This window comes from Acidocella aquatica (genome assembly GCF_030160635.1).
Classification (GTDB): Bacteria; Pseudomonadota; Alphaproteobacteria; order Acetobacterales; family Acetobacteraceae; genus Acidocella; species Acidocella aquatica.
In genome coordinates, this window is the sequence record NZ_BSOS01000024.1 from 59,509 (window position 1) to 83,295 (window position 23,787).

General features: G+C 64.5%; 20 protein-coding genes. 11 read left to right on the forward strand and 9 right to left on the reverse strand.

Annotated elements, in window-relative coordinates:
* Position 1: 1 nt before the first annotated feature.
* The 4 genes from QQJ84_RS05825 to QQJ84_RS05840 are packed head-to-tail and all read right to left on the reverse strand — an operon-like array spanning position 2 to position 3,828.
* Complete coding sequence (locus QQJ84_RS05825; protein WP_284257173.1) at positions 2-1,246, reverse strand: multidrug effflux MFS transporter; 1,245 nt, start codon at positions 1,244-1,246, stop codon at positions 2-4.
* Between the two features lie 10 nt (positions 1,247-1,256).
* Entirely contained in the window at positions 1,257-1,934 is a 678-nt protein-coding gene (locus tag QQJ84_RS05830; protein ID WP_284257174.1) for a TVP38/TMEM64 family protein, read from the reverse strand.
* Between the two features lie 8 nt (positions 1,935-1,942).
* The gene (locus tag QQJ84_RS05835) at positions 1,943-2,716 is read right to left on the reverse strand and encodes a glycosyltransferase family 2 protein (RefSeq protein ID WP_284257175.1); all 774 of its coding nucleotides are present in this window, start codon (positions 2,714-2,716) and stop codon (positions 1,943-1,945) included.
* Between the two features lie 5 nt (positions 2,717-2,721).
* Entirely contained in the window at positions 2,722-3,828 is a 1,107-nt protein-coding gene (locus QQJ84_RS05840) for a nucleotide-binding domain containing protein (RefSeq protein ID WP_284257176.1), read from the reverse strand.
* A gap of 222 nt (positions 3,829-4,050) precedes the next feature.
* On the opposite strand from QQJ84_RS05840, the gene dksA reads away from it, so the two are divergent.
* Complete coding sequence (gene dksA / locus QQJ84_RS05845; protein ID WP_284257193.1) at positions 4,051-4,467, forward strand: RNA polymerase-binding protein DksA; 417 nt, start codon at positions 4,051-4,053, stop codon at positions 4,465-4,467.
* Between the two features lie 67 nt (positions 4,468-4,534).
* On the opposite strand, the gene QQJ84_RS05850 is transcribed toward dksA, so the two are convergent.
* Positions 4,535-6,997: an autotransporter outer membrane beta-barrel domain-containing protein gene (locus tag QQJ84_RS05850; protein WP_284257177.1), complete on the reverse strand. Its 2,463-nt coding sequence runs from the start codon at positions 6,995-6,997 to the stop codon at positions 4,535-4,537.
* Positions 6,998-7,336: 339 nt separating this feature from the next.
* Between QQJ84_RS05850 and efp the strand changes: the two genes are divergently transcribed.
* From efp to QQJ84_RS05880, 6 genes are all read left to right on the forward strand, one after another.
* Positions 7,337-7,903 (forward strand): elongation factor P, encoded by a 567-nt coding sequence (efp, locus tag QQJ84_RS05855; protein ID WP_284257178.1) that lies wholly within the window; start codon positions 7,337-7,339, stop codon positions 7,901-7,903.
* A gap of 114 nt (positions 7,904-8,017) precedes the next feature.
* On the forward strand, positions 8,018-8,845 hold the full coding sequence (locus QQJ84_RS05860; RefSeq protein WP_284257179.1) for an inositol monophosphatase family protein: 828 nt from the start codon (positions 8,018-8,020) through the stop codon (positions 8,843-8,845).
* A 15-nt stretch (positions 8,846-8,860) separates the two neighbouring features.
* Entirely contained in the window at positions 8,861-9,514 is a 654-nt protein-coding gene (locus QQJ84_RS05865) for an OmpA family protein (protein ID WP_284257180.1), read from the forward strand.
* The gene (locus tag QQJ84_RS05870) at positions 9,511-10,653 is read left to right on the forward strand and encodes a flagellar motor protein MotA (protein WP_284257181.1); all 1,143 of its coding nucleotides are present in this window, start codon (positions 9,511-9,513) and stop codon (positions 10,651-10,653) included. Before QQJ84_RS05865 ends, QQJ84_RS05870 begins: the two co-directional genes overlap by 4 nt.
* Positions 10,650-11,789 carry a peptidoglycan-binding protein gene (locus tag QQJ84_RS05875; protein WP_284257182.1) on the forward strand — a complete coding sequence of 380 codons (1,140 nt, stop codon included), beginning with the start codon at positions 10,650-10,652 and terminating at the stop codon, positions 11,787-11,789. Before QQJ84_RS05870 ends, QQJ84_RS05875 begins: the two co-directional genes overlap by 4 nt.
* On the forward strand, positions 11,786-12,352 hold the full coding sequence (locus QQJ84_RS05880) for a 5-formyltetrahydrofolate cyclo-ligase (protein ID WP_284257183.1): 567 nt from the start codon (positions 11,786-11,788) through the stop codon (positions 12,350-12,352). Before QQJ84_RS05875 ends, QQJ84_RS05880 begins: the two co-directional genes overlap by 4 nt.
* Before the next feature lie 95 nt (positions 12,353-12,447).
* On the opposite strand, the gene QQJ84_RS05885 is transcribed toward QQJ84_RS05880, so the two are convergent.
* From QQJ84_RS05885 to QQJ84_RS05895, 3 genes are all read right to left on the reverse strand, one after another.
* The gene (locus QQJ84_RS05885) at positions 12,448-13,689 is read right to left on the reverse strand and encodes a DEAD/DEAH box helicase (RefSeq protein WP_284257184.1); all 1,242 of its coding nucleotides are present in this window, start codon (positions 13,687-13,689) and stop codon (positions 12,448-12,450) included.
* Between the two features lie 259 nt (positions 13,690-13,948).
* Complete coding sequence (locus QQJ84_RS05890) at positions 13,949-14,305, reverse strand: EthD domain-containing protein (RefSeq protein ID WP_284257185.1); 357 nt, start codon at positions 14,303-14,305, stop codon at positions 13,949-13,951.
* A gap of 109 nt (positions 14,306-14,414) precedes the next feature.
* The gene (locus tag QQJ84_RS05895; protein ID WP_284257186.1) at positions 14,415-17,120 is read right to left on the reverse strand and encodes a glycosyltransferase; all 2,706 of its coding nucleotides are present in this window, start codon (positions 17,118-17,120) and stop codon (positions 14,415-14,417) included.
* Positions 17,121-17,281: 161 nt separating this feature from the next.
* Here QQJ84_RS05895 and QQJ84_RS05900 point away from each other — a divergent pair, with 161 nt between their 5' ends.
* Positions 17,282-18,568 carry a hemolysin family protein gene (locus tag QQJ84_RS05900; RefSeq protein WP_284257187.1) on the forward strand — a complete coding sequence of 429 codons (1,287 nt, stop codon included), beginning with the start codon at positions 17,282-17,284 and terminating at the stop codon, positions 18,566-18,568.
* Between the two features lie 30 nt (positions 18,569-18,598).
* Here the strand turns inward: QQJ84_RS05900 and QQJ84_RS05905 are convergent, their stop codons facing one another.
* Entirely contained in the window at positions 18,599-19,567 is a 969-nt protein-coding gene (locus tag QQJ84_RS05905) for a lysine-2,3-aminomutase-like protein (RefSeq protein ID WP_284257188.1), read from the reverse strand.
* 26 nt (positions 19,568-19,593) lie between these two features.
* Here QQJ84_RS05905 and epmA point away from each other — a divergent pair, with 26 nt between their 5' ends.
* The 3 genes from epmA to QQJ84_RS05920 all read left to right on the forward strand — a co-directional run bounded on the left by epmA (position 19,594) and on the right by QQJ84_RS05920 (position 23,594).
* Complete coding sequence (epmA, locus tag QQJ84_RS05910) at positions 19,594-20,550, forward strand: EF-P lysine aminoacylase EpmA (RefSeq protein WP_284257189.1); 957 nt, start codon at positions 19,594-19,596, stop codon at positions 20,548-20,550.
* 518 nt (positions 20,551-21,068) lie between these two features.
* A complete protein-coding gene (locus QQJ84_RS05915) occupies positions 21,069-23,114 on the forward strand; it encodes a pilus assembly protein TadG-related protein (RefSeq protein WP_284257190.1) in 2,046 nt (681 codons plus the stop codon).
* A 102-nt stretch (positions 23,115-23,216) separates the two neighbouring features.
* A complete protein-coding gene (locus tag QQJ84_RS05920; RefSeq protein WP_284257191.1) occupies positions 23,217-23,594 on the forward strand; it encodes a hypothetical protein in 378 nt (125 codons plus the stop codon).
* The last annotated feature ends 193 nt before the right edge of the window (positions 23,595-23,787 follow it).

Sequence of the window (23,787 nt, forward strand, 5' to 3'; positions counted from 1 at the left end):
CTCAGTCCGGCGGCAGGCTCACCGCCACCGGGCGCGCATGAAACAGCCTCCCGCGCTCGGCCCAGGCGGCCACGGCCAGCCCGAGTATGCCGCACACGCAAAACCCCAGGCAGAGCGGGATCAGCGTGCCGTTGAAGTTCTGGCCGATGTAGAGCCCGATCAGCGCCGCGCCGAGCATGACGATGAAGCCTTGCACGGAGGCCGCCGTGCCCGCGATGTGGCCGAGCGGCTCCATGGCGATGGCGCCGCAATTGCCGCCAAGGAGGCCAAACCAGAACATCATGGCTGATTGCAGCAGGGCGAAGCGCAACAGGGTGTCCTGCCCGCTCAATGCCAGCCCCGCCTGCGCGAACGCCATCAGGACGAACCCGCTCAGGGCCAGGTGCGCGAGTTTGCGCATGCCGATCCGCTCGACCAGCCTGGCATTGGCCAGCGCCGCCACGGCCATGCAGATGGAACAGGCGGCGAAGATGAGGGGGAAGAGTTTGGGCACGTGGAACACTCCGGCGAATACCTGTTGCGCCGAATTGATGAACCCGAGCCAGCCGCCCAGCAGCAGGGTGGAGGCCAGGGTGTAGCCCAGCGACATGCGGTTGCGCAGCGTGAGGCGCAGCGCCGCCGCGGCCTCGTGCCAGATGATCGGGCGGCGGTCCTGCGGGTGTTGCGTCTCGGGCAGCCGCAGGCCCGCCCAGGTGGCGATCAGCATGGCATACAGCCCAAGCCCGATGAATATCACCGGCCAGGGGGCGAGGAGGAGCACAAGCTGGCCGAGCGAGGGGGCGAAAATAGGGGCGGCGAGGAAGACTATGAAGGAGAGGGAGTTCACCTGCGCCATGCGCCGCCCGGAATAGCAATCGCGCACGATGGAGACGGTGGCGACCTGCGCGCCGGCGGCGCCAAACCCCTGTGCCACGCGCGCGGCCAGGAGCCAGGAGAAATTAGGCGCGGCGGCGGCGGCAAAGGCGCAGAATGCGTAAAGCCCCAGGGCAAAGAGCAAAACCGGGCGGCGGCCAAAACGGTCCGCCGCCACGCCGTAGAGCAATTGCGCCGCGCCGAAGCCGAGAACGAAGGCGGTGATGACCCATTGGCGCTCATTGGCCACCGGCAGGCGCATGGCGGCGCCGATCTGGCCCAGGGCGGGGACCATCATGTCAATCGCCAAGGCCACGCAGGCCTGGACCAGCGCGATGCACGCGACAAACTCCCGGAAGCCCATGCCGGGATGGGGCTTGCTTGCGCCGGACAAGGCGGGAGGTTTAGGCGGCGATCTGGCGCGAGCGCCGGAGCAGGATCATGCCGAGGGCCGCGGAGGCGATGAACATGGCGCCGCCGAGCAGCAGCATATGTTCGTGGCTTGGCGCGCTGCCCTGGCCGAATACGGCGAAAATCAGCGTCTGCGGGATAAAGCCGAGCGCCGAGGCGGCGAGGAAGGGCAGGGCGGGGATGGAGGAGAGCCCGGCGGCAAGGTTGAGCAGGATGTTGCTGCCAACCGGCATCAGCCGCAGGGTGAGGGTGGCGATGAAGGGCTGGGCGGAGAGCGTGGTGTCAATCCTGGTCAGCGCCTTGCCGAAATAGCGGTGGATGAAGTTTTGCCCGATGGCGCGCGCCCAGATGAAGTCGAGGCTGCAGGCCAGCACCTGGGCGACCAAAGCGATGGCCGTGCCGTACCACGGGCCGAAGGCGTAGCCCGCGACGAAGGCGGGCACCTGGCGCGGCAGGCCGATGGCGGTGAGGAAGGTGGCGGCGAGCAGGAACATCGCGGGGCCCTGCACCCCGCCCCGGGCCACCAGATGCACCAGCTCCGCCTGTGCCGAGGCGGCGCCCAGCAGCGGCAGCGCGGCGGCAACCGCGATCATGCCTCCGGCCATCAGGGCGGGTTTTATGGCGCGGGTGGCGGCAATGGCGGTGGGGCTGCGGTTTATGCGCTCGCTCATCTGTTCGCTCATGGGGTTGGATCAATATGCGGGAGTTTCCAGCGGCGCTGCAACCAGGCGACGCCGAAGAGGTCGATAATGCCGACTTTCAGGCGGTCCCACGTGCCGTAATGCGAGGCGCCGTGGGTGCGCTGGTGGTGGCGCACCGGCACGGAGACGACGCGGCCCCCGGCGCGGATGAAAAGTGCCGGCAGGAAACGGTGGATATGGTCGAAATGCGGCAGTTCGAGAAACGCCGCGCGGCGGAAGAGTTTTAAGCCGCAGCCGGTGTCGGGCGTGCCGTCGCGCAGCAAATAGCCGCGCACGGCGTTGGCGATGCGCGAGCCCCAGCGCTTGGCCTCTGAGTCTTTGCGGGTGACGCGGTGGCCCGCGATCAGCACCGGCCTGGGGCCTTGCGCCTCGGCGGTGAGGGCGCCGTCCAGCATGGCGGGGATGTCAGCCGGGTCGTTCTGGCCGTCGCCGTCCAATGTGGCGATGAAGACACCGCGCGCGGTTTTTACCCCGGTGATGACCGCGGCGCTCTGGCCGCAGCTGTTGCGGTGGCGCACGCGCACCAAACTGGGCAGGCGGGCGGCGATTTCAGCCAGAATTTTCGGGCTGGCATCGGTGCTGCCATCGTCAACATAGACGATTTCATGTTCGATTCCGGCCAGCGCCTCGCTGATCGCGGCGATCAGCGGCGGGATGTTCGCCGCCTCGTTATGCACGGGCACCACGACCGAGATCAGCGGGGTGCCGGGGGCGATTTCGGGAAGGGTGAGGAATTTTGGTTCGATGTTCATGGCGCTCATTCAGCCGTGGCATTAAGGCGTATCTGTGGCTCAAATTCGTCGACAAGCAGATCGCGCCCGCCGAACCCGCCTGGTTTCAGTAAAAAGTGATAATTTCCGCCGCTGAGCCAGCGCAGACCCGCCGCGGCAGCCCCTGTTTCAAGGCTGCGCACCTCCAGCCGGTCAAGAATCGCGCTGGCGGTGTCGTTGCCGGTGAGCACGAAGCGGCGCACCCCGGCGGTGGCCAGCCCGGCGGCGATTTCCGCGAGAATTGCTGCCGCGGGCACATCGCGGCGCAGGTTGCCGGGTGAGGTGGAGGCGGCGATGATGATGGGTTGCCCGCCCTGCGCCCGCGCCCAGGCCAGGGCTTCGGCCGCCGGGTTGGGGGCGGCGAAATCAAGTTGCAGAAACGGCCGCAGGTGACGCGCGGCGCCGAGTTGAAACAGCGTCTGGCGGTCCAGCGCGCCGGAGAGGATCGCCAGGGGGCCTTCCGGCGCCCCGGTATCATCGCCTGCTTCCGCCGGAGAGGATAAGGCGGGGTAAAGCCAGGCGGGGCCGCCGCTGAGCGCCTGCGATTCCACGGCGGCGGCAAGGGCGGCGCATTGGGCCATGTCCACGGCATCAAGCAGCGCCAGCGCCGCGCCTTGTTCCTTGAAGGCGGCCAGCTTGCGCCGGATCGCGGGAGCCCCGGCGGCCACGGTCTCATGCGCCACGATCGCGACCCGGCCGGACAGGGCGGCGCGCAAGGCATGATGCACATTCACCACCAGCCGCCCGTCCTGGAACAGATGCCCCTGATAAACGGTGCGCCCCTGCGCCGGGGCGGCGAAACTCGCCACCATGAAGCCGGTGCCTGATTGCTCGATGAGACAATCCAGCACCGGGGCCAGGGCTTCGAGATCCGGCGGCGCCTCCTGGTTGCCGAAGCTGAAAAACCGGCGGGCCGGGTTGGTTTGCAGGCCAGCCATGACCTCCTGCCCGCTCAGTGTCAGCCCGCCGGGCGCCAGAACCGCGTTGGCGGCATCATGGCCGCGCGCCAGAGAGCTGCCAGCCCCCCGGGCATAAGTCAGGGCTGCGGCGTCCTGCAGGGTCCAGGCCAGGGCGGAGGGGGTTAGCTGGAGCATATTGTCATGATTTTTTAATCAGCATGCGGCGATAAATGGCACGGCGCAAGGCGGGCTTCCAGATCGGCCGCTGAAAAAACATTCGTGGCGGTAATCATTCAGGCTGCCGCGGCTTTAATGCTTTTGCGGCCTTGGCTTGGCCTGGGGGCATCGCTATAAGCCCGCTCAACCACGGGGGGCCAGTTGCGGCCTGCCGGAATTGAATTGAAGGATACGGACGGCATGCTCATCTCGTTGCCACCGGACTACCGGCCCTCGGATACCGAGGAGTTCATGAACCCCATGCAAACCGAGTATTTCCGCCAGAAGCTGCTGCGCTGGCGGGCAGACCTCGTGAAGGAAGCCAACGGCACGCTCGCCTCGCTGGGCGAAGGCGGCATTCTGGAAGCCGATATCACCGACCGCGCCAGCGTGGAAACCGACCGGGCGCTGGAGTTGCGCACCCGCGACCGCGCCCGCAAGCTGATCGGCAAGATCGACCAGGCGCTGCAGCGCATTGAGAACGGCACCTACGGCTATTGCGAGGAAACCGGCGAACCCATCGGCCTGCGCCGCCTGGAGGCCCGGCCTATCGCGACACTCTCCATAGAAGCGCAGGAACGCCACGAACGCATGGAACGCGTCCACCGGGACGATTAGCGCGGTTGTTTGCGGTTGGTCCGCTCACGCCATCGGAAAAATGGCGGGAGCATGAGCGCATTCAGCTCTAAAATAAAATATGCAGCGCGGCCTCGGCGCTCTGTGCGGTCCAGTTTCCCGCCACCTGCGCGCTGTAGCGCAGCACCAGCGATACATTGCCCCGGCTGGCGCTCAAACCCGCCATCACCTCTCCGGCCAGCGGGTCCAGCCGCTTCGTGCCGGTGGCGTAGGCGCTGCCATCGGCGGCGATCACGCGCATCGCGCGGCCCGGGTTGCCGGCCTCATAATCCACCCCCAGGCCCAGTTGCGGCGTCCACACCACATGCGCCGCGCTCACATAATCGTGGCTCACCGCCAGGCGCAGATATGGCTTGATGCTGGTGCCCGATGTGGCCGGGCCCGTGAGGGCGAACGCGCCCTGTTGCGCGCGCTCGCTGAACCGCCCGAGGCTGACCTGCGCCACGCTCACCCCCGCTGAGGGCAGCAGCCCAAACCCGGCGAGGCGCAGCGGCATGGCCAGCCGCGCCGCGCCAGAGACCACGCTCCCCTCCGGCCTGGCCGATGCCGCCCCGGCCCCGGTTGCACGCGCCGTATCGGTGGAGATAAACCCGCCCAGAACATCGCCCGAGAGCATGAAGCGGCCCAATGGCTGCGCGCCATAGGCTCCCAGCCGGATGGTCTGCGCGTTTGCCGTGCCGCCCTGGGCATCATTCAGGGAGGAGGAGTCATACGCCACCGCCAACCCCAGCGTGGTGCCCGCGTCATTCACCGCGCGGCCGGCCCCGGCCATAAACCCGGCGCTGCGCGCGTTGTAGCCGCCCGGCTGGTTCATCGCGCTGCCCGAGGCCTCCACCCAGCCGCCCGCGCCGCAGAATGCACCGGCCAGCGCCTGGGCAATGCCCGCCTGTGTGCTGCGCCCGCCCGGCAGAGCACCGGCGGGCGGGCAGGTGGAGGGGGGTGTGTCCTGCGTCAGGTTCAGCAGATCGTCGCTCGTGCGGCCCGCGTCCAGTGTCAGCTGCTGCCGGGCGCGGGCAAACAGCGCGTCATCCGCCGGGGCGACCGAAAAGGCGCCCAGGCGGTAGCTGAAGATGCCTGGAGGGTCGATCGCCAGTACGGTGGCATTGCCTGAAACGACAGCCTCGCCCGCCGTGAGCTGCGTGCTCACGCTGGCAAAACTCCCGCTCAAGCCACCATTGGCGGTGAGGAACGCGCCCGCCGCCGGAGCGTAACTGCCCGGCGCCAGCACATATACCAGCCGGCCGCCCAGCAGCGCCGTGCCGGTGATGTTGATCTGTGACACGCCCGTTGGCGTGACCACAACCCGCAGCGTGCCGCTGGCAAGCTGTACGAAATTCCCCGTGATATTCAGCGGGGCGCCGATGATGCCGGGCTGAAAAATGCCGGAATTTATGACCGTACCCATCATCCAGTTGCCCGAGGCCGTCCAATTCGCCCCCGCGGCCACATTCAAGACGCCGCCAGCGCCGAAATTGGCGATGTCGCTGGTCAGTTGGCCGCTGCCGGTGAGGGCGATGGCGCTATCCGTTCCGCCGCCATCAATGGCGCCGGTGATGCTGGCGCCGGTGCCCAGGGTGAGGCTGCCGGCCCCGCCCGCAAAGCGCACCGCCGCGCCACCGTTGCTGGCGGCGATCAGCCCGGTGTCATAAATGCTGGCGCCGACGCCCTTCACCAGCACGCCGGTGGCGCCGCTGATGCTGCCGCTGTTGGTGAGCGCATCGCCCCGGCCGAGGCGCACCCCGGCGGTGATGCCATGCACCAGCCCGGTATTTGTCACCGAGGCGCCCGGTGCCACGGCAATGATCCCGGCCAGCCCCCCCGCGATGGTGCCGCTATTGGTCAGGCTGCCCGGCCCGGCGAGGTAGGCGCCGAATACCGGCCCGCTGATCCGCCCGGCATTCTGCACCGAGGCGCCTTTGCCCCCCTCAAATACCCCGGTATAGCCGCCAACGAGCTGCCCGCTCGCCGTATTGTTCAGGCTGCCGCCGGAATACAGCGAAACCGCATCGCCGGTGCGCGCCGATATGACGCCGCTGTTGGCCACAACCCCCACCCCGTTGCCGGTATAAACGCCGATATGCGCGCCAAAAATGCTGCCCCCGGCTGCGTTCGCGACACTGCCGCCCGCATTCAGGCTTACTCCGTCATCGCCCGCGGCAATCACCCCGGCATTGCTCACGCTCGCGGCGGCATTGCGGGTCAACACCCCGTAGCTGGCGGCGCGGATGCCGCCTGCCGCTTGATTGTTCACCGCGCCGCCCGCGCCGAGATAAATGCCGACCCCGCTCGCGGCATTGACGCTGCCCGCGTTGTTGAGCGTGACCGGCCCTTGCGTATCCATGAGCGTTTCGGGGCCGCCGCTGCTGAGTGTGGTGCCGGAGGTGATGCTCACCGGCCCCGCGCCGTAACCCGCCAGATCAACCGTGGTGGTCTGGCTGGTTGCGATCACGCTCTGCGCCCGCGCCGGGGCCGCCAGCGCCGCCCCTAGCGAGAGCGCCGCACAGCCAGCCATTAAGCCGGTTTTCCATTGGAGGCGCGCCGTATCATCATGGCAAACCATAGCGATTTATCCTTTAACCGGGCTGCCTTGGCGGCCCTTGCACTACTTCAAGTAGTGTCAGGCTACGGCCCTGGTCGTGAATCGAGCGTTAACCAAACCCGCCAAAAACACGGTGAAAGATTTTATCTCTGTAATCTTTGCCCCCCGGCCGCCGCGCCGCACGATGGCCCTTTTTCGCGCTTGGGGTAGGTGGGGCGGCCATGTGTGAATGCCCCCGGCTTGCCCAAAACCCTGCGGCGGCGTAAGCCCCCGCATCGCAATCCATTTTGAATTTTCAGGCAGAGCTCTTTTATGAAACAGCAGGCAAACCTCATCCGCGCCGGTCAGGTCATCGAACACGAAGGCAACCGCTGGACCGTGCTGAAACAGCAGATCATCACCCCCGGTAAAGGCGGCGCCTTTATCCAGGTGGAAATGCGCAACCTTAAAACCGGCAACAAAACCAATGAGCGCTGGCGCACCGCCGACACCGTGGAGCGCCTGACCACCGAGGACCGGGACTATACATACTCCTACACCGACGGCGACAACCTGGTGCTGATGGACCCCGAAACCTTCGAGCAGTTCATCGTCCCCGCCACCATCCTTGGCGACTCCGCCCCCTTCCTGCAGGACAATATGCAGGTCTCGGTCGGGCTGGTTGAAGGTGACCCGGTGTCGATCACGCTGCCGCCGCATGTCACGCTCGAAATTGTCGAGGCGGACCCGGTGGTGAAGGGCCAGACCGCTTCTTCATCCTACAAACCCGCCAAGCTCTCCAATGGCGTTAAAACCCTCGTGCCCCCCTTCATCGAGGCTGGGGAGCGCGTCGTTGTGCGCACCGAGGACGGCAGCTACGTGGAACGTGCCAAGGGTTAAGCAAATTAGCGGGAGTCCAGGGGGCGTCGCGCCAAGAGGCGCGTCCGTTAACGAACCGGCAGCCCGAAGGGCTGGCTCCCCTGGCCTTACATTAACGACTAGGAACCCATTTCCATGATGCCACGTCTTTCCGCGCATATGACGGTGATGCACGCAGCGGCTCAAAAAGCGGCCAAGCGTTTGCTGCGCGATTTCAATGAGGTTGAGAATCTTCAGGTTTCCGTGAAGGGGCCGGGGGATTTCGTCAGCCAGGCGGATTTGCGCGCGGAGGCGAGCCTGCGCGAGGATCTGGAGAAGGCGCGTCCGGGCTATGGGATGCTGATGGAGGAGTCCGGCGCGAGTGGCTCCGAGAAATGGGCCTGGCGCTGGGTGGTGGACCCGCTGGACGGCACCACGAATTTTTTGCACGGCATTCCGCATTGGGCGATTTCCATCGCGCTGGAAAAACGCCTGCCGGATGGCGGCACGGAGGTTGCCGCGGCGGTGGTGTATTGCCCGGTGAACAATGAGATGTTCTGGGCCGAGAAGGGCGTTGGCGCGTATCTGAATGACAAGCGCCTGCGGGTCTCCGCGCGGCGCGAGCTGAAGGATGCGGTGTTCGCCACCGGCATTCCATTCGCCATCACCTCCGCCACCAACCGCATGGCCTTCGCCCGCACGCTGAGCACGCTGATGCCGCAGGTCGCCGGTATCCGCCGCTTCGGCTCCGCGGCGCTGGACCTCGCCTGGGTCGCGGCGGGGCGTTATGATGGTTATTGGGAGAGCGGGATTAAACCCTGGGATATCGCGGCGGGCATGTTGATCGTGCGTGAGGCCGGAGGTTATGCCACGGATGGCGAGGGCAAGGATGTGGTGGGCGACACCGTGGTTGCCGCCAACCCGAACATGCACCCCAAGCTGCTGGAAGTTGTGCAGGACGGTCTGGCGGCAGCGAAAGGTTAAGGATAAGGTTTCCTGGTGAAACCTTATCAAATTCCTCTGATTCTGGCGGCCTTGCTGCCTTCACTCGCGGCCGCGCAGGTGAAGGTTGACCCCGCGGCTTTGGCGCAACTGGCGGGAATCGCCCCGGCCAGGCCCGCGCCCGCGATGGCGCCTGCCCGGCCGGTTGAACCTGCCCGGCATCTCTCGCGGCGCGTGATCCGCAGCGTGAAACCCGCCCCGATCAAGCCCCTTGCCAGCCCCCCCGCGTCCACGGCGGCTAAGCCGGTGGCGCCCGGGCCCACGGCGCCCGCGCCGGTGGTGGCGGTGGCGCCCGGGCTGGTGGTGGCGGTGCCGCCCGCGCCGGTTTTGGGCGCGCATGCGCCCCAACCCCTGGCAACGCCGCAGGCGCTGGTTGTGAGTTTTCCTCCCGGCAGCGCGACGCTGCCGGCCGGGACCGGGGCGGCGTTGAAGCCCTTTTGTGAGGCCCACGGCGTGATCGGCATTGACGCCCGCGCCCCGGCGGACCCCAGCGATCCCTCCATCGCCATGCGGCTATCGCTGGCCCGCGCTTTGGCGCTGCGCGACGCTTTGACCTCCTGCGGCGTGGCGTCACAAAATATTCTGCCCCGCGCGCTGGGTTCCGTGCCAGGGAAGAACGAGGATGAAGCCGTACTTGGAGTGCAGAAATGACCCGGCCGACCCGTTATCTTATCCGCATGATCGTGTTCTGCCTCGTGGTCTATGGCGTGGCGGCGGTTATCTCTCCGGCGCTGGCGCGTTTCTACATGGCCAATCCTGTGGTCAACTCGGTTATCGTCGTGGTCGAACTGTTCGGCGTGTTTTGGAATTTGCGGCAGGTGCAGCGGCTGAACCCGGAGGTTGACTGGGTGGACGAGTTCCGCCGCCCGCGCCAGAAGCTGGAGCAGGCGCCGCCGCCGGTATTGCTTGCCCCGATGGCGCGCATGCTGCACGGAAGGGCGGATGGTGAGCGGCGGATTACGCTCTCCGGCCCGGCGATGCGCACCATTCTGGACGGTATTTCGAGCCGGTTGGATGAGAGCCGCGAGCTTTCGCGCTATGTCACCGGCGTGATGATCTTTCTCGGCCTGCTCGGCACCTTCTGGGGCCTGCTGCATACGGTCTCATCGGTTGCCGCGGTGATCAACGGCATGAACCTGGCCGGGGGCGATGTGAACGGCATGTTCGCGCAGCTGAAGGGCGGGCTGGCGGGGCCGCTGGCGGGCATGGGCACGGCGTTCTCCTCCTCGATGTTCGGCCTTTCCGGCGCGCTGATCCTGGGCTTTTTGGACCTCACCGCCGGGCAGGCGCAGAACCGGTTTTTCAACGAGCTGGAAGAATGGCTGGCCGGGCTGACGCGGCTTTCCACCGGGGCGCTGGGTGGCGATGGCGAGGCCAGTGTGCCGGTTTATGTGCAGGCGCTGCTGGAACAGACGGCGGAGAATATGGATGGGTTGCAGCGCGTGCTGAGCCGCGGCGAGGACAGCCGCGCGCAGGGCAACGCCGCGCTGCTGGCCCTGGGCGAGCGCATGGGCAACCTGGCCGACACATTGCACCTGAACCAGCAGCTGATGGCCCGGCTGGCGGACACGCAAGCGGCCCTCGGCCCGGCGATTGAACGCTTGGGCGCTGCCCGCCCGCAGGCGGGCGATGATGCCATGCGTTCGCATTTGCGCAACATCGAACTGCTGCTGAGCCGGCTGCTCACCGAGACCGAACAGGGCAGGATGCAGACCACCAACGAGCTGCGCAGCGATTTGAAGATTCTTACCCGCACCATCGCCGCCCTGGCGGATGACGCGCGGGCATGAGCCGCAAGCGCAGCGGCAGCAACGGGCTGGAGGCATGGCCGGGCTATGTCGACGCGCTCTCCACGCTGCTCATGGTCACTATTTTCGTGCTGCTGGTGTTTGTGCTGGCGGAGGCGTTTTTATCCTCGGCGCTGAGCGGCAGCGATAACACGATCGCGCAGCTGCGCGACCAGATCGCGCAGCTCACGCAGAGCCTTTCCATGGAAACATCAAAGGACACGACGCTGACGCAGGAGCTTTCGGCGCTGAACGCACAGCTGGCGAGCGCGCAGGCGGCGAATGCGGGGTTGAGCCAACAGGTGAGCGCCGATGCGGCAACGATTACGAATCTGCAGAGCCAGGGCAAGGATTTGCAGGCGCAGCTCTCCGATGCGCAGACGCAGGCGGCGGCGAGCGCCGGGCGGATTAGCGCGTTGCAGGCACAGATGGACGCGCAGGCCCAGGCGCAGGCGAATGCGGGGCCGGGATTGCGCGAGCAGTTGACGGCGCAGACCAAGATTTCCAGCGATGCGCTGGCGCAGGTGGCGCTGCTCAACCAGCAGATCGCGGCGATGCGCGCGCAGCTTGCGGCACTGGCGCAGGCGCTGGATGCCGCGCAGGCGGCGGATGCGAAGGATAATGTGCAGATCGCTGATTTGGGCAAGCAGCTCAATGAGGCGCTGGCCCGCAAGGTGGAAGAATTGCAGCAGTATCAGAGTGTGTTTTTCCGTGCGCTGAGCGAGAGCCTGAAGGGCGAGAAGAATATAAAAGTCGTCGGCGACCGCTTTGTGTTTGAGAGCGATGTGCTCTTTCCGGTGGATGAGGCAACGATCACCCCGGCGGGCGCTGCGGAAATCGCGCAGGTGGCGGCGGCGGTGACGGAAATCGCCAGCAAGATTCCGCCTGATGTGAACTGGGTGCTTTCGGTGGATGGCTATGCGGATGCGCAGCCGATCACGGGTGGGCCGTTCAAGTCAAACTTTGATTTATCCTCGGCGCGCGCGCTGGCGGTGCTGGATTTGCTGATTGCCGACGGGGTGCCGGAAAACCGGCTGGTGACGTCGGGCATGGGCGCCAACAACCCGATCGCGCCAGGCAACACACCTGCCGATTACGCGCAGAACCGCCGGATTGAATTCCGGCTGACCACGCCGTGACGGACGCCACCGCGCTGGCCGCGGCAAAGGCCGCGCTGCGTAAGCAGGCAATGGCCGCGCGCAACGCGTGCGACCCCGCGCTGGGGGCGCAACTTGCAAGACATGTGCTGGAAGATTGCCCGCCACCGGCTGGCGCCGTGGTCGCGGGGTATTGGCCGATGGGTGATGAGATCGATATTCGCCCGCTGCTTTATGCGCTGGCGGCGCGGGGGTTTGTGGTCTGCCTGCCGGAAACGCCACCGCGCGGCCAACCGCTGGTGTTCAAAAAATGGCAGCCCGGCGCTGCACTTTTTGCGGGAAGATTCGGCACGTCGCATCCGGCGGGCGAGGTTGCGCGGCCGGATTTCGTGCTGGTGCCGCTGCTGGCGTTTGATGCGAAGGGGAACCGGCTGGGGTATGGCGGCGGGTATTATGACCGCACGCTGGCGGCGTTGCCGAATGCGTTCAGGTTGGGGTGTGCGTTTGCCGCGCAGGAAGTTGAGGCGGTGCCAGCTGACGCTAATGATCTGAAAATACATGCCCTCGCCACGGAAGTTTCCCTCCGGCGGTTTCAGGACGCCTGACGTCAGGAACGAATCGTCACAAAAAAACGGCGCCCATGACAGGCGCCGTTCTTAATGATTGCCGCTCGAAGGGCGCGGCCCCTCGCCTTACCTAATTACGCAGCCCGTGAGAAATTCCGCTTCTCGCCATATTGCGGGCGCTTGGGCTTGCGCACCAAGAGGTCCGGGTGGCGGGAAGGCTTTTTCGTCGCGGCGGCGTGGGCCGGGCGGGTGCCGCTGGCGACGGCCATCTGCACGCCGGTGAGTTTCTCGATGGAGTTGAGAAACGCCAGCTCGGTGGCATCGCAGAAGGCAACGGCAATGCCGGTGGCGCCGTTACGCGCGGTCCGGCCGATGCGGTGGACGTAGCTTTCCGGCTCGTTGGGCAGCTCGTAGTTGATGACGTGGGAAACGCCCATGACATCAATGCCGCGCGCGGCAAGATCAGTCGCGACCAGCACCCGCACATTGCCGGCGCGGAAATCTTCCAGCGCGCGCTGGCGGGCGTTCTGGCCGAGGTTGCCGTGCATGGCGGTGGCGGAGATTTTCTCCTGGGTGAGCTGCAGGGCCACACGGTCCGCGCCGCGCTTGGTGCGGGTGAAGACGATGGCGCGGGTCATCGAGCTGTCACGCAGCAGGGTGCTGAGCAGATGGCGCTTGCCTGAGCCTTCGACGAAATGCACATGCTGTTCGACCAGCACCGGGGTGGAGGCCACCGGCTCGATGGAAACACGCACCGGCTCGCGCAGCAGGCCTTCGGCCAGGGAGAGAATTTCCTTCGGCATGGTGGCCGAGAACAGCGCCGACTGGCGGCGGGCCGGAAGCTGGGCGACGACGCGGCGGATGTCGGGCATGAAGCCCAGATCGAGCATGCGGTCAGCTTCGTCGAGCACGAAGAACTGGCACTGGTCGATGATCAGGTTGCGCGTGCTCATCAGGTCGCAGATGCGCCCTGGTGTGCCGACAACGATATCCGCGCCGCGCGACATGCGGTTAACCTGGCCGGTGCGGCCCACGCCGCCGACGACGAGCACGGTGTTCAGCGCCAGGCCGGTGCCGAATTTTTTGAACTCCTGCTCGATCTGCACCGCAAGTTCGCGGGTTGGGGAGAGGATGAGCGCGCGGGTGGCAAAGCGGCGCGGGCGCAGCGGGTTGGCGGCCATCTGCTGCAAAATGGGCAGCGCGAAAGCGGCGGTTTTGCCGGTGCCGGTCTGGGCGGTGCCCAGAACGTCGCGGCCCGCGAGACCTGCCGGCAATGCGCCAGCCTGGATGGGGGTAGGTTTGTTGAAGCCGCTGTTGGTCAGGGCCTGGAGAATCGGCGTGGCAAAGCCAAAGGATTCAAAGGTAACATCAGTCATAAAAATATACGTCTCCGGCGCTGCAACCATCTGGTTTGCAGCGATAATGTCCGGTTTCCACGCGCGATTTTGGATTGGACGGGTAAAACAATGCCCGGGAAGGGCGTTCCCGCCCCAATAGACAAATCAACCGCCAAGGCCGAATCAATGATCCGGTCGCGCATTCGCGGTCGACGAGGGGCTTATGCGCATGGTGCGGCGCAAAACGCAAGAAATCATTTGCAGGGCTGGGGTGCGCCGGGCCGGTCTGACGTTTTGTTTACGCGGGCAGCGGGCGGTAGCGGGTCTCGTGAACCTCCACGATGTAGCGCCTGATGGAGCCGGGCAGGATGAATTTATCCTCATCCTCCTGCGCGAGGCGCTTGATCTCGGGGTCGGCGAACGCCTGCATGGCGCCCTCGGCGGTGGCGCGGTCCTCGTAGAAGACCTCTGAGATCACGTCATAGTCATCGGGCCCGAGCGGGCTGGGGGCGAGCACGAAATTGCGCCGGTGCATGGCAGCGCCTTTGGGCAGCAGCTTGTGGATGTAGGGGACGTGGTGGTTGGTGTAGTAATCCATAAAGGCTTCGCGCGTGATGTCAGGGCGCTTTTTAATCAGCATGACGATTTTGAACATTGCGCGGTCCTCCCTTGGTTTTTGCCATTATGGCGGCAAGCCCGGGCAAAGAAAATCCCCGGCGCGCGGGCTGCGGCCGGGGATTTTTTGAGCGGTGCGGCGCGGGCGGTTAGTCGCCGGCGGCGGGGTGCATGTTGCCGATGCGCACCGGAGCTGCCTGCTTCGCCGGAGCCGCGGCCAGCTTGGGCGCGGGGGCGGGCATGGCGGCGAGAATGGCGACCGAGACCGAGGCGAGGTAGGGCAGCGACTGGGTGAACAGCACCGCGCACCAGAGCTTGGTTTCCAGCGTCGCCCAATGGTGGCCAAAGCCGACGCCCAGCAGGGCGCCCCAGGTGAGGACCAGGAGGACAAGTTCCTCGCGCGACATTATCAGACCCTGCACCAGCGCGGGGGCGTTCTTCATCTTCGGGGTGCGCAGGAAGGGCAGGCTGTTGGAGAACAGGCCTTTCCAGACCGCCTTGCCGATGCTGTGCGAGAGCGCCAGCCCGGCGATGGCGGCGCCCACACGGTCAGCCAGGCCGCAGGGCACGCGGTTTTTATAGAGCGCGAGTATCTGCACGATCTTGAAGAAGAACAGGCCGATCGAGGGCAGCATGAACAGCGCGATCGGGAACTCAAAGCGCACCGGATCAAGGATCAGCCCTGCCGACCAGGCGAGGCCCAGGCCGAGGAACACCAGACCCAGCGCATCGCCGAACCAGGGGATCCAGCCGGTGATGAAGTGCCAGCGCTGGCCGAGTGTCAGCTCGTGGTTGAAGGGCGAGAACAGCGCGCGCCAGTTGGCCCGCACGATGCGCATGGCGCCATAGGCCCAACGGTAGCGCTGCTTGCGGAAGGCGTTGTAGTCATCGGGCATCACGCCCTTGCCGAAGCTCTTCTTGGAATACACAGCCTCATACCCGGCGCGGAACAGGCGCAGGCCGAGCTGGCTGTCCTCGGTGATGCACCATTCGGCCCAGCCGTTCTCGTTGATGAGGGCGGCCTTGCGCACCAGGGTCATCGTGCCGTGCTGGATGATGGCGTTACGCTCGTTGCGCGCCACCATGCCGGCGTGGAAGAAGCCAGCGTACTCCCAGAACATCAGGCGCTTGAAGAGGCTGCCGTCGTTATCGCGGTAATCCTGCGGCGACTGGGTGAAGCCGACCTTCGGGTTGTCAAAGGCGGGCGCCATGGAGCGCAGCCAGTCAGGGTCCACGATATAGTCGCTGTCGATCACGCCGATGATCTCGGCATCCGGCGCGGTCTCGCGCAGCGCGAAGTTGAGGGCGCCGGCCTTGAAGCCTTTATATTTGCCCAGTGTGAAGAAGCGGAATTTGGGGCCCAGGCGGGCGCAATGCTCGGCCACCGGCTCCCACACCAGCGGGTCCTTGGTGTTGTTGTCGATCACCAGCACCTCGAAGCGGTCATAGTCGAGTGCCGCCAGGGCATCGAGCGTCTGGCACACCATTTCCGGCGGTTCGTTGCAGATGGGCAGGTGGATGGAGACTTTCGGCAGCCTGGCGCCAGCGGGGGCCGGGATCGGCTCGAAATGGCGCTTGGCGACACGGCCGTAGATGGTCTCCACCAGATCGAAGCTGTCGGCGATGAGCAGGAAGAGCAGCAGCCCCTGGCCCGCGGCGAGCGCGCCCCACACGGCGGCGGCGCCGAGCGAGAGGTAGGTCTCGCTCATGGTCATGAAGAGCATGGCCAGCGTGGCGGTGAAGCCTTCAACCAGGGCGGCGAAGATCAGCTTGCCGGAGAAGCGGATGTCTGGGCGGCGCGAGAGCAGCGCCATGGTGGCGGCCAGGCTCAGCAGCGCGGCGCCCAGGGCGTAGAAGGCCCAGGCGGGGTTGTTCTCAACCGGGCCGGTGAGCGACCATTTGGCGTGACGATCCAGCGTGAACATGCCCCAGTAGCCGGCGGCGCGGCCCTCGAAGCTGGTCTTCCAGGGCTGGTCGAACGCCTCCATCACGAAATATTGCAGATGGTTCTGCTGCGCGAGGTTGAAGAAGTCCCGCATGAAGCGCGCCTGATTGACCGTGCTGGCGCGCGCCGCGCCGATGTCGATGCCATCCGAGGGCCAGCCGATTTCGCCGATGACGATACGCTTGTTGGGGAAACGGTCATGCACCGCGTTCAGCCGGTTCATGGCGTCCTGCACGGCGATGTTCTCCGGCACGCCTTCCCAGTAGGGCAGAAGGTGGACGGTGATGAAGTCAACGGAGTTGGCAAGCTCGGGGTGTTTGAGCCAGACATGCCAGGGCTCGGCGGTGGAAACCGGCACATGGGTCTCGGATTTCACCAGCGCGATATCGGCCATCAGCTCGGGCACGGGAAGGTCGCCACGCAGAATGGTTTCGTTGCCGACCATGATCTGCTTCACGTCCGGGTTGGCGTTGGCGACCTGCACCACTTTCGCCAGCTCGGCCGCGTTGGCCACCGGGTGGCGGTCCAGCCAGGCGCCGAGCGTGACGTTAAGGTTCATGCCCTCGGCCAGGGCCGGGATCTGGCCCAGAATGCCCTCGACCGTATAGGTGCGGATGTTATGGGTGTGCGCAGCCGCCAATGTGAGGTCTGACTTGATCTCGGCGGCGCTGGGGTAGTGATTGGTCTGCGGATTTTCCCCCGCGTGAAATGGCGAGAAGGCGAAGCCGCCGATTTCACCGTTATAGGGTGCAATATCCGTGACCGGCCGGTTAAACCCGGCCCAGAGGCCAAAGGCGAGCACGCCAACGCCGAGAGAGGCGGCCCAGGAGCTGGGGTTGCTCCACCCCTTGCGCGCGTTGCGGGTGGAAACTTGCGGTGACTGGCGGCGGATTTGCGACTGAAACGTCATGGTGCAGGTCCAGATTTGAGCGAGACAAGCCTCGCACGCCGCAATGTATGGTTACCTAAAGCGGCGGGGTCTGGGCGCGAATGTGTCCTGATTGTGGCAAAATGAAATTTTTGCAAGATTGCCAAGCTGCATTTCCGCCGGATTGCGCGTAGAAAGCGGGTATGACTCTTGCCCTGCAACTGCTGATTCTGGCTGTCCTCATTTTGCTTAACGGCGCTTTCGCGCTGAGCGAGCTGGCGCTGGTCTCCGCCCGGCGGGCCATGCTCACGCTGATGGAGCGCCAGGGGCTGCGCGGGGCGGCGCGCGCGCGGGTTTTGGCTGACAATCCGCAGAGCTTTCTGCCCGCCTCGCAATTTGGCATCACGCTCATCGGCATCCTCATCGGCGTGTTCGGCGGCGACCAGCTGGCCGGACACCTGGAGCCGGTGCTGGAGCATGTGCCGCTGATCGCGCATTATGCCGGGCCGATCGCTTTGGTGCTCAGCGTGCTGGCCATCACCTTTTTCACCCTGGTGTTCGGCGAGCTGGTGCCCAAGCAACTGGCGCTGCGCCACCCTGAGCGCGTGGCCGCGGCCATCGCGCAGCCGCTGGCGATTTTGGGCATGGCGGCAACACCGGCGGTCTGGCTGCTCGGCGCCGCCACCACGCTGGTGTTGCGCGCCTTCGGCCCCGCCGGTGAGGACCGCCGCGCGATGAGCGAGGAAGAACTCAAGGCCATGCTGGTGGAAGGGGCGGAAACCGGCGTGCTGGAAAACGAGGAGCGCGATATCATCGAGCGCGTGCTCCGCCTGGCCGATAAGCCGGTGCGCGCGATCATGACACCGCGCACCGAAATCACCTGGATCGACCGCACCGCGCCGCGCGCCGTCATCATCGCCACCCTGCGCGCCGCCCCCCATTCGCGCTTCGTCGTCTGCGACGGCGCCATTGATAACGTCGCCGGTATCGTCCAGGCCAAGGATATATTGGACCGTGTGCTTGACGGCAAAGACTTCTCCCTCGCCGCCGCCCTGCGCCAGCCCATGGCCATACCTGACTCCGTCTCCGCCCTGGAAGCGCTGGAGCGCCTCAAATCAGACCAGCTTGGCATTGCCATCGTGCTCGATGAATACGGCAGTTTTGAGGGCATGGTCACCGCCGCCGACGTGCTGGAGGCCATCGTCGGCGATGCCGGCGACACTGGCCCCAAGGAAGGGACCGACTCCCCCGAGGCCGATTTTTATGAACTCGATGGCCTCACCCCCGTCGATGAAATAAAAGCCCGCCTGCACCTGCCGGCCCTGCCCTCGGAGGGCACATACCATACGCTGGGCGGCCTCATCCTCGCCCTGCTCGCCCGCCCGCCACGCAAGGGCGATGCCATCGTCTTCGGCGGCTGGAAGTTTGATGTGCTGGCCATGGATGGCCGCCGCGCCGAGCGTGTGCGCATTGCCCGGGATGCGACATAGCGCCCGGCGCGTTCAAGCTAAACGTGTATTTTAGAGCGGGATTTTGCCGAGTCCGCCGGGGCGGTCATACACATAGGCGGGCAGGGCTGTGCCGCTGATTTTGCCGCGCAGATTGGCCAAAATCTCCCGGCCGCGCGCGGGCGCGACATGGAAGCGGGCGGTGCCAGGGGCGGCATCGAGCTGGTGCAGGTAGTAGGGCTTTATGCGCGCGCGCAGCATGGCGCGGAATAAATCGCCCAGGGCTTCCTCGCTGTCGTTGACCCCGGCCAGCAGCACACTCTGGCCGAGGATGGGGATGCCCAGGCGCTGCAGCTTGCGTAAGGCGCTGACCGCGGCCTCGGTGAGTTCGGCCGCGTGGTTGATATGGGCGGCGATGAACAGCGGCTTTTCAATGTCCAGCGCGGCGGCCAGGGCATCGGTGATGAGCGATGGGTCGGCCACTGGCACGCGGGTGTGGATGCGTAGGGTCTCGATATGCGCGATGGCGCCGAGGTTTTGCAGAATGCCGCGCAGGCGGCGGGGCGAGAGGATCAGCGGGTCGCCGCCGGTGAGGATGACCTCTTTGATCTCCGGATGCGATTGCAGATAGGCGTAGGCGGCGGTTAGTTCGGCATCGCTCAGCAGGCCGCCGTCCGGCCCCACCTGCTCGCGGCGGAAGCAGAAGCGGCAATAAACCGGGCAGGCCAGCAGCGGCTTTAACAACGCGCGGTCCGGGTAGCGGTGCACGATGCCGGGGAGCGGGGAGAGCGCTTCGTCGGCTATGGGGTCGGCGCTCTCATGCGGCGCGGTGATGAGTTCATCGGCATGGGGGATGAACTGGCGGCCGATGGCATCATCCGGAGTCTGGATGAGCGCGTGCAGCGCCGGGGGGAGGGCGATGGCGTAGCGTGCGGCGACCGCCTCCAGCGCCGGGCGCGCGGACTCGCTTGCCAGGCCGGAGCGGATGATGTCTTCAACCGAGCGCAGCGTGCGGTTTGGGCTTATGATACCGTCGGGCATGGGCGGCATGTAGAGGGAGAGTGCGAATGTCTCAAGCTTGGGAGCGGCTGGAAGACCGCATGGCGGCACTGCGGCGGCGCAATCTGCTGACTTGCGGGGTGCGGGCGTTTTTTGGCGCGCGGGGATATGCCGAGGTGGAGACGCCCTATGCGGTGGTGGCGCCGGGGGAGGAGGTGCATCTGCGCGCGGTGCGGGCCGGGGCGCGGTATTTGAACACCAGCCCGGAATTCGCCATGAAAAAACTGCTGGCCGGGGGGGCGGGGCCGATATTTCAACTGGCGCGGGTGTGGCGCGATGAGCCCTGGAGCGACACCCATGCGCCGGAATTCACCATGCTGGAATGGTATTCCCTGCGCGCCGATATGGGGGCGCTGATGGACGAGACCGAGGCGCTGCTGCGCGCGGTGCTGCCGCCGGTGGTGGAATGCCGGGGGGTGCGCACGAACCTGGAGCGCTTTGAGCGGATCAGCGTGGCGGAGGCGTTCGCGCGTTATGCGGGGGCGGATGTTCTGGGCACCGAGGGGGACGCAGGGGCGCTGGCGGCGCAGGCGGGGGCGGTGTTGCGCGCGGGCGAGGATTGGGAGGATTTGTTCTTCCGGCTGTTGCTGGAGCGGGTTGAGCCACAGCTTGGCCGCGAGCGCCCTACGTTTCTCACGCATTTTCCCGCGGCGCAGGCGGCGCTGGCCAGGCGCGACCCGGCGGATGCGCGGGTGGCGGAGCGCTTTGAGCTGTTTGTGTGCGGAATTGAACTGGCGAATGCGTTCGTGGAGCTGACGGACGCGCAGGAGCAGCGCGCGCGCTTTGTGGCGGAGAGGGCGCGCCGGCATGCGTTGTATGGGCCGGATTGGGAGATGGACGAAGGGTTTTTGAGCGCGGTGGCGAAGCTGCCGCCCTGCGCGGGGATTGCGCTGGGGTTTGACCGGCTGGCGATGCTGGCGACGGGTGCGCGACGGATTTGTGACGTTTTGTGGCTGCCGGAATAACGAGGCCACCTGCGGCGGGAAGGATTTTGCTGCTGTATAATTTTTGTTAATTTTCATCCGGTATCATTTTTTACCCTCTGACATGATGCAATCGCGTGTTGTCCGCGACAGAAATGTTTTGGGTAAGGAAATTTTTTATGCCGATATCGGAATGTTTTAATTCAAGCCGTTTTTTGCGGCGATCAAAATGATTCAGCCTCGCTGGTGCGGAGGATCGTCATGAAGGCGGTTATTTTGGCTGCGTCGGATGATTCTAGAAAAATACATATTGAATTCGAAAAGAGATAAAAACTTTAGATATATATTTATTCAAACATCGGTTGCCTTGAATAATGGCGTGTGAAGCCTTGGACGAGGATTCAACAAATTCGTTTGATCGCGGATAAGTTATTGAAAATCTAGGCTAATACACGCGATTTTGATTTCTTGATTGTTCCGGAAATCAACTAATGCGCCTAACGATGTGCGGCCGGGGCATTTGCTGCCTATGGTTGAAAACAATGTGAAATTCAAGGAATATGAAACGAAAACATGTGCGCCGTTTGCGTGGTTTTTTGTCGAATTGCCGGGGAACGATCGCGCTTATCATAGCGCTCGCAGCACCTCTGCTCATTGCGGCCACCGCGCTGTCGGTTGATGCTGGGTTTTGGTATCAACAACAGGATACGCTGCAATCGGCCGCCGATGCCGCCGCGCTGGCCGCCGCCAATGCCGCCAATTATGGGGCGGCCAGCGTGGAAAATGTTGAACCGCTCGCCCTGGCGGCCGCGAACATGGCCTCAAACAACCAGTTCAGCCTGACAAGCGCGCAACTCGTGCTCTCCAACCCGCCAGCTTCGACCACGGCCAGCGGCACCAAGATCACGGCTTGGCAGGCGACGGCGACGATCCCGCGGGGGAGTTTTTTTTCCGCCGTCAAGGGGCTCGGGCTGCCGGGAGAGCCTGCGGGAACGCAATCGGCGACCGCCGTGGCGGATATGGTTAAAAAGACTGGTTCGAGCTGCCTGATCTCGGAGGGGACCATCGTGGTGAGCGGCGGCGCCAGTATTGTGGGCTCGAACTGCGGCATATCCTCCAACGCCGCATCCTGTCCTTCAATGACCGTGACCGGGTCGGGAATCATCCAGGCAACATCGGTGGTCACCGCGGCCAGCTGCATCAGCGCGCCGCAGTATTCCGGTTATATCGGCACGGACCCGAAGGACCCGCCGGGTGCGCCGGACACGGTTGTGTTGAATACGAGCACGCCTGATCCGCTGGCCGGACTGAACGCCGGAAACGTGGTTTTATGGAACCCCGGCTGGAGCGTGCCGGCCGCGCCGGTGGAGCATGGCAGTGCTGTCACGCCAAATTTGGGGTATAATACATGGAATCAGGCCGGGGTGGGGGATTGTACCCAGATGAAGGGGAAATATTCCGCGGATTGCGAGCTCTACCCCAACTACCTGACGGGTATGAACAATGCCGGCGTGGTTGAGCTGATTTTGAATGAAGGTGTTGCCAATGGTTCGACCTTTATCACGGGCGGGCTGGGTGGGCAGGCGAACACAAGCCTGACCATGAACGGCAGCAATTATTATATCAATGGCGGGATGAATTTTACCTCCGATTCCACATTTTCGCTTGGCAGCGGTACGCAGAGCGTGCCGGTTTCGATGGTGGTTAATGGTGGAATGTCACTGACCAACGGCACGGCGACCCTTAATGCCGGCACTTATTATCTCACGGGCGTAACATCCGGCACCAAGGTTACCGGCTGGGGGTTGCTCACCAATGTGCCGTCGGTGAGCATCGATGGCTCCAACTATTATGTGGATGGTGGCGTGAACCTGGCCGGTGGCACGACGGCGACGGCGATAAGTTCCGGCCTGTATGAGTTCAATGCGTATTCGGGCAACTCGGATGCCGCCAATGGTTCCGGCGGTGCTTTTTATGCCGCGCAGGGCAATCTGACGATAGGCAGCACGCCGCCGGTGGACAGCACACCACCCGCTCCCGCCACTTATTATTTTGACGGTGGTTTGAATATCAGCAATGGCACGAAGACTGTCGTGCTGAATCCTGGGGTTTATTATATCCGGAATGGCAATCTGATCATCGATTCCGGCACAAACGTCACCGGTGTTGGTGTTACCTTCGTGCTGGAGGGAACGGCGGCCTATATCTTTAATGGCGGCGCCACGGTGAATATCACCGCGCCCACGGATAACTGCGTTTCACCCGCGGATTACCCAGAAAGCAGTTATGAAAACCCCAATTCTCCCTATGACGGCACCAATGGCGAGGGCATTTGCGGTGTTGCGATTTACCAGGCCAGGGGCGATGCCACGACGGATATAATCAATGAAGGCGCGGCCAGCACGTTTAACGGCGCGATCTATGCGCCGTCGGCGCCGCTGACCATGTCCGGCGCGGGGGCGCTGAATATTGCGACCACCGGGGTTCCCGGGCTTGTCGTTGCGTCAGTCAACGATAGCGGCAGCGGCAATATCAAGATCGCCGAGACGCTGGGGGCAGGGGGGAGCGGTGGCGTTACGATGTCAACGGCCTTGCTGGTGCAATAGCGCGATTTTGGCGGGGGCATTTGTGACATTTTCAAGTTGGGCGAAAAAGCGCCTTCCGCTGTGCTAATGTCTGGCTGAATTGTCAGCATTAACGAGGGTGATATGCGTTACGGTATTCTGGCTTTTGTGGTTTTGGCGGGGTGCGCCACCGGCCCCAGCCTGCAAACCCGCATGGCGGCTTATATTGGCGCGGATGAGCAGACGCTGGTGAGCCAGTTTGGCGTGCCCGATAAGCAGATTACGGTGAATGGGACGACTTATCTGGCCTATGAGCAGCGCCGGGCGGTGAGTGTGCCGGGGGCGTATGTGGGCGGGGTGTATGGGCCGTTCGCCGGGCCTTGGTTTGGCGGAGGATTTTATCCCCAGGTGTATGATGCGACGATGCCGCCGCGGGCGGTGGTTTATGCCTGCGAGACGACGTTTTTGTTGAAGGACGGCAAGGTGGTGGACTTCACGCTGCGGGGGAATGATTGCGGGTGAGGGAGATGCCAGCTTGCGCTGGCATGACGGTTTAGGGGCGGTTGGGCGAGTTGGGAGACGGTTAAGGGGCGTGGGGTGGCGCTGGTTGAAGACAAGATGCGTTTGGATTGACGCAGAGCGTTCAGGCTATAGTCATTCCATTTAAGAATGTGACATTATTAACTCATCCACGGATTTTCCGGAGAAGATTCTC

What these genes read in the sequence shown, in the direction of transcription:
- QQJ84_RS05895 (WP_284257186.1), bottom strand. Translation starts at nt 17,120, where the DNA reads ATGACGTTTCAGTCGCAAATCCGCCGCCAGTCACCGCAAGTTTCCACC.
- QQJ84_RS05875 (WP_284257182.1), top strand. Translation starts at nt 10,650, where the DNA reads ATGAGCCGCAAGCGCAGCGGCAGCAACGGGCTGGAGGCATGGCCGGGC.
- QQJ84_RS05830 (WP_284257174.1), bottom strand. Translation starts at nt 1,934, where the DNA reads ATGAGCGAGCGCATAAACCGCAGCCCCACCGCCATTGCCGCCACCCGC.
- efp (WP_284257178.1), top strand. Translation starts at nt 7,337, where the DNA reads ATGAAACAGCAGGCAAACCTCATCCGCGCCGGTCAGGTCATCGAACAC.
- QQJ84_RS05905 (WP_284257188.1), bottom strand. Translation starts at nt 19,567, where the DNA reads ATGCCCGACGGTATCATAAGCCCAAACCGCACGCTGCGCTCGGTTGAA.
- QQJ84_RS05900 (WP_284257187.1), top strand. Translation starts at nt 17,282, where the DNA reads ATGACTCTTGCCCTGCAACTGCTGATTCTGGCTGTCCTCATTTTGCTT.
- QQJ84_RS05870 (WP_284257181.1), top strand. Translation starts at nt 9,511, where the DNA reads ATGACCCGGCCGACCCGTTATCTTATCCGCATGATCGTGTTCTGCCTC.
- QQJ84_RS05840 (WP_284257176.1), bottom strand. Translation starts at nt 3,828, where the DNA reads ATGCTCCAGCTAACCCCCTCCGCCCTGGCCTGGACCCTGCAGGACGCC.
- QQJ84_RS05885 (WP_284257184.1), bottom strand. Translation starts at nt 13,689, where the DNA reads ATGACTGATGTTACCTTTGAATCCTTTGGCTTTGCCACGCCGATTCTC.
- QQJ84_RS05915 (WP_284257190.1), top strand. Translation starts at nt 21,069, where the DNA reads ATGAAACGAAAACATGTGCGCCGTTTGCGTGGTTTTTTGTCGAATTGC.
- QQJ84_RS05920 (WP_284257191.1), top strand. Translation starts at nt 23,217, where the DNA reads ATGCGTTACGGTATTCTGGCTTTTGTGGTTTTGGCGGGGTGCGCCACC.
- QQJ84_RS05890 (WP_284257185.1), bottom strand. Translation starts at nt 14,305, where the DNA reads ATGTTCAAAATCGTCATGCTGATTAAAAAGCGCCCTGACATCACGCGC.
- QQJ84_RS05860 (WP_284257179.1), top strand. Translation starts at nt 8,018, where the DNA reads ATGATGCCACGTCTTTCCGCGCATATGACGGTGATGCACGCAGCGGCT.
- QQJ84_RS05835 (WP_284257175.1), bottom strand. Translation starts at nt 2,716, where the DNA reads ATGAACATCGAACCAAAATTCCTCACCCTTCCCGAAATCGCCCCCGGC.
- dksA (WP_284257193.1), top strand. Translation starts at nt 4,051, where the DNA reads ATGCTCATCTCGTTGCCACCGGACTACCGGCCCTCGGATACCGAGGAG.
- epmA (WP_284257189.1), top strand. Translation starts at nt 19,594, where the DNA reads ATGTCTCAAGCTTGGGAGCGGCTGGAAGACCGCATGGCGGCACTGCGG.
- QQJ84_RS05850 (WP_284257177.1), bottom strand. Translation starts at nt 6,997, where the DNA reads ATGGCTGGCTGTGCGGCGCTCTCGCTAGGGGCGGCGCTGGCGGCCCCG.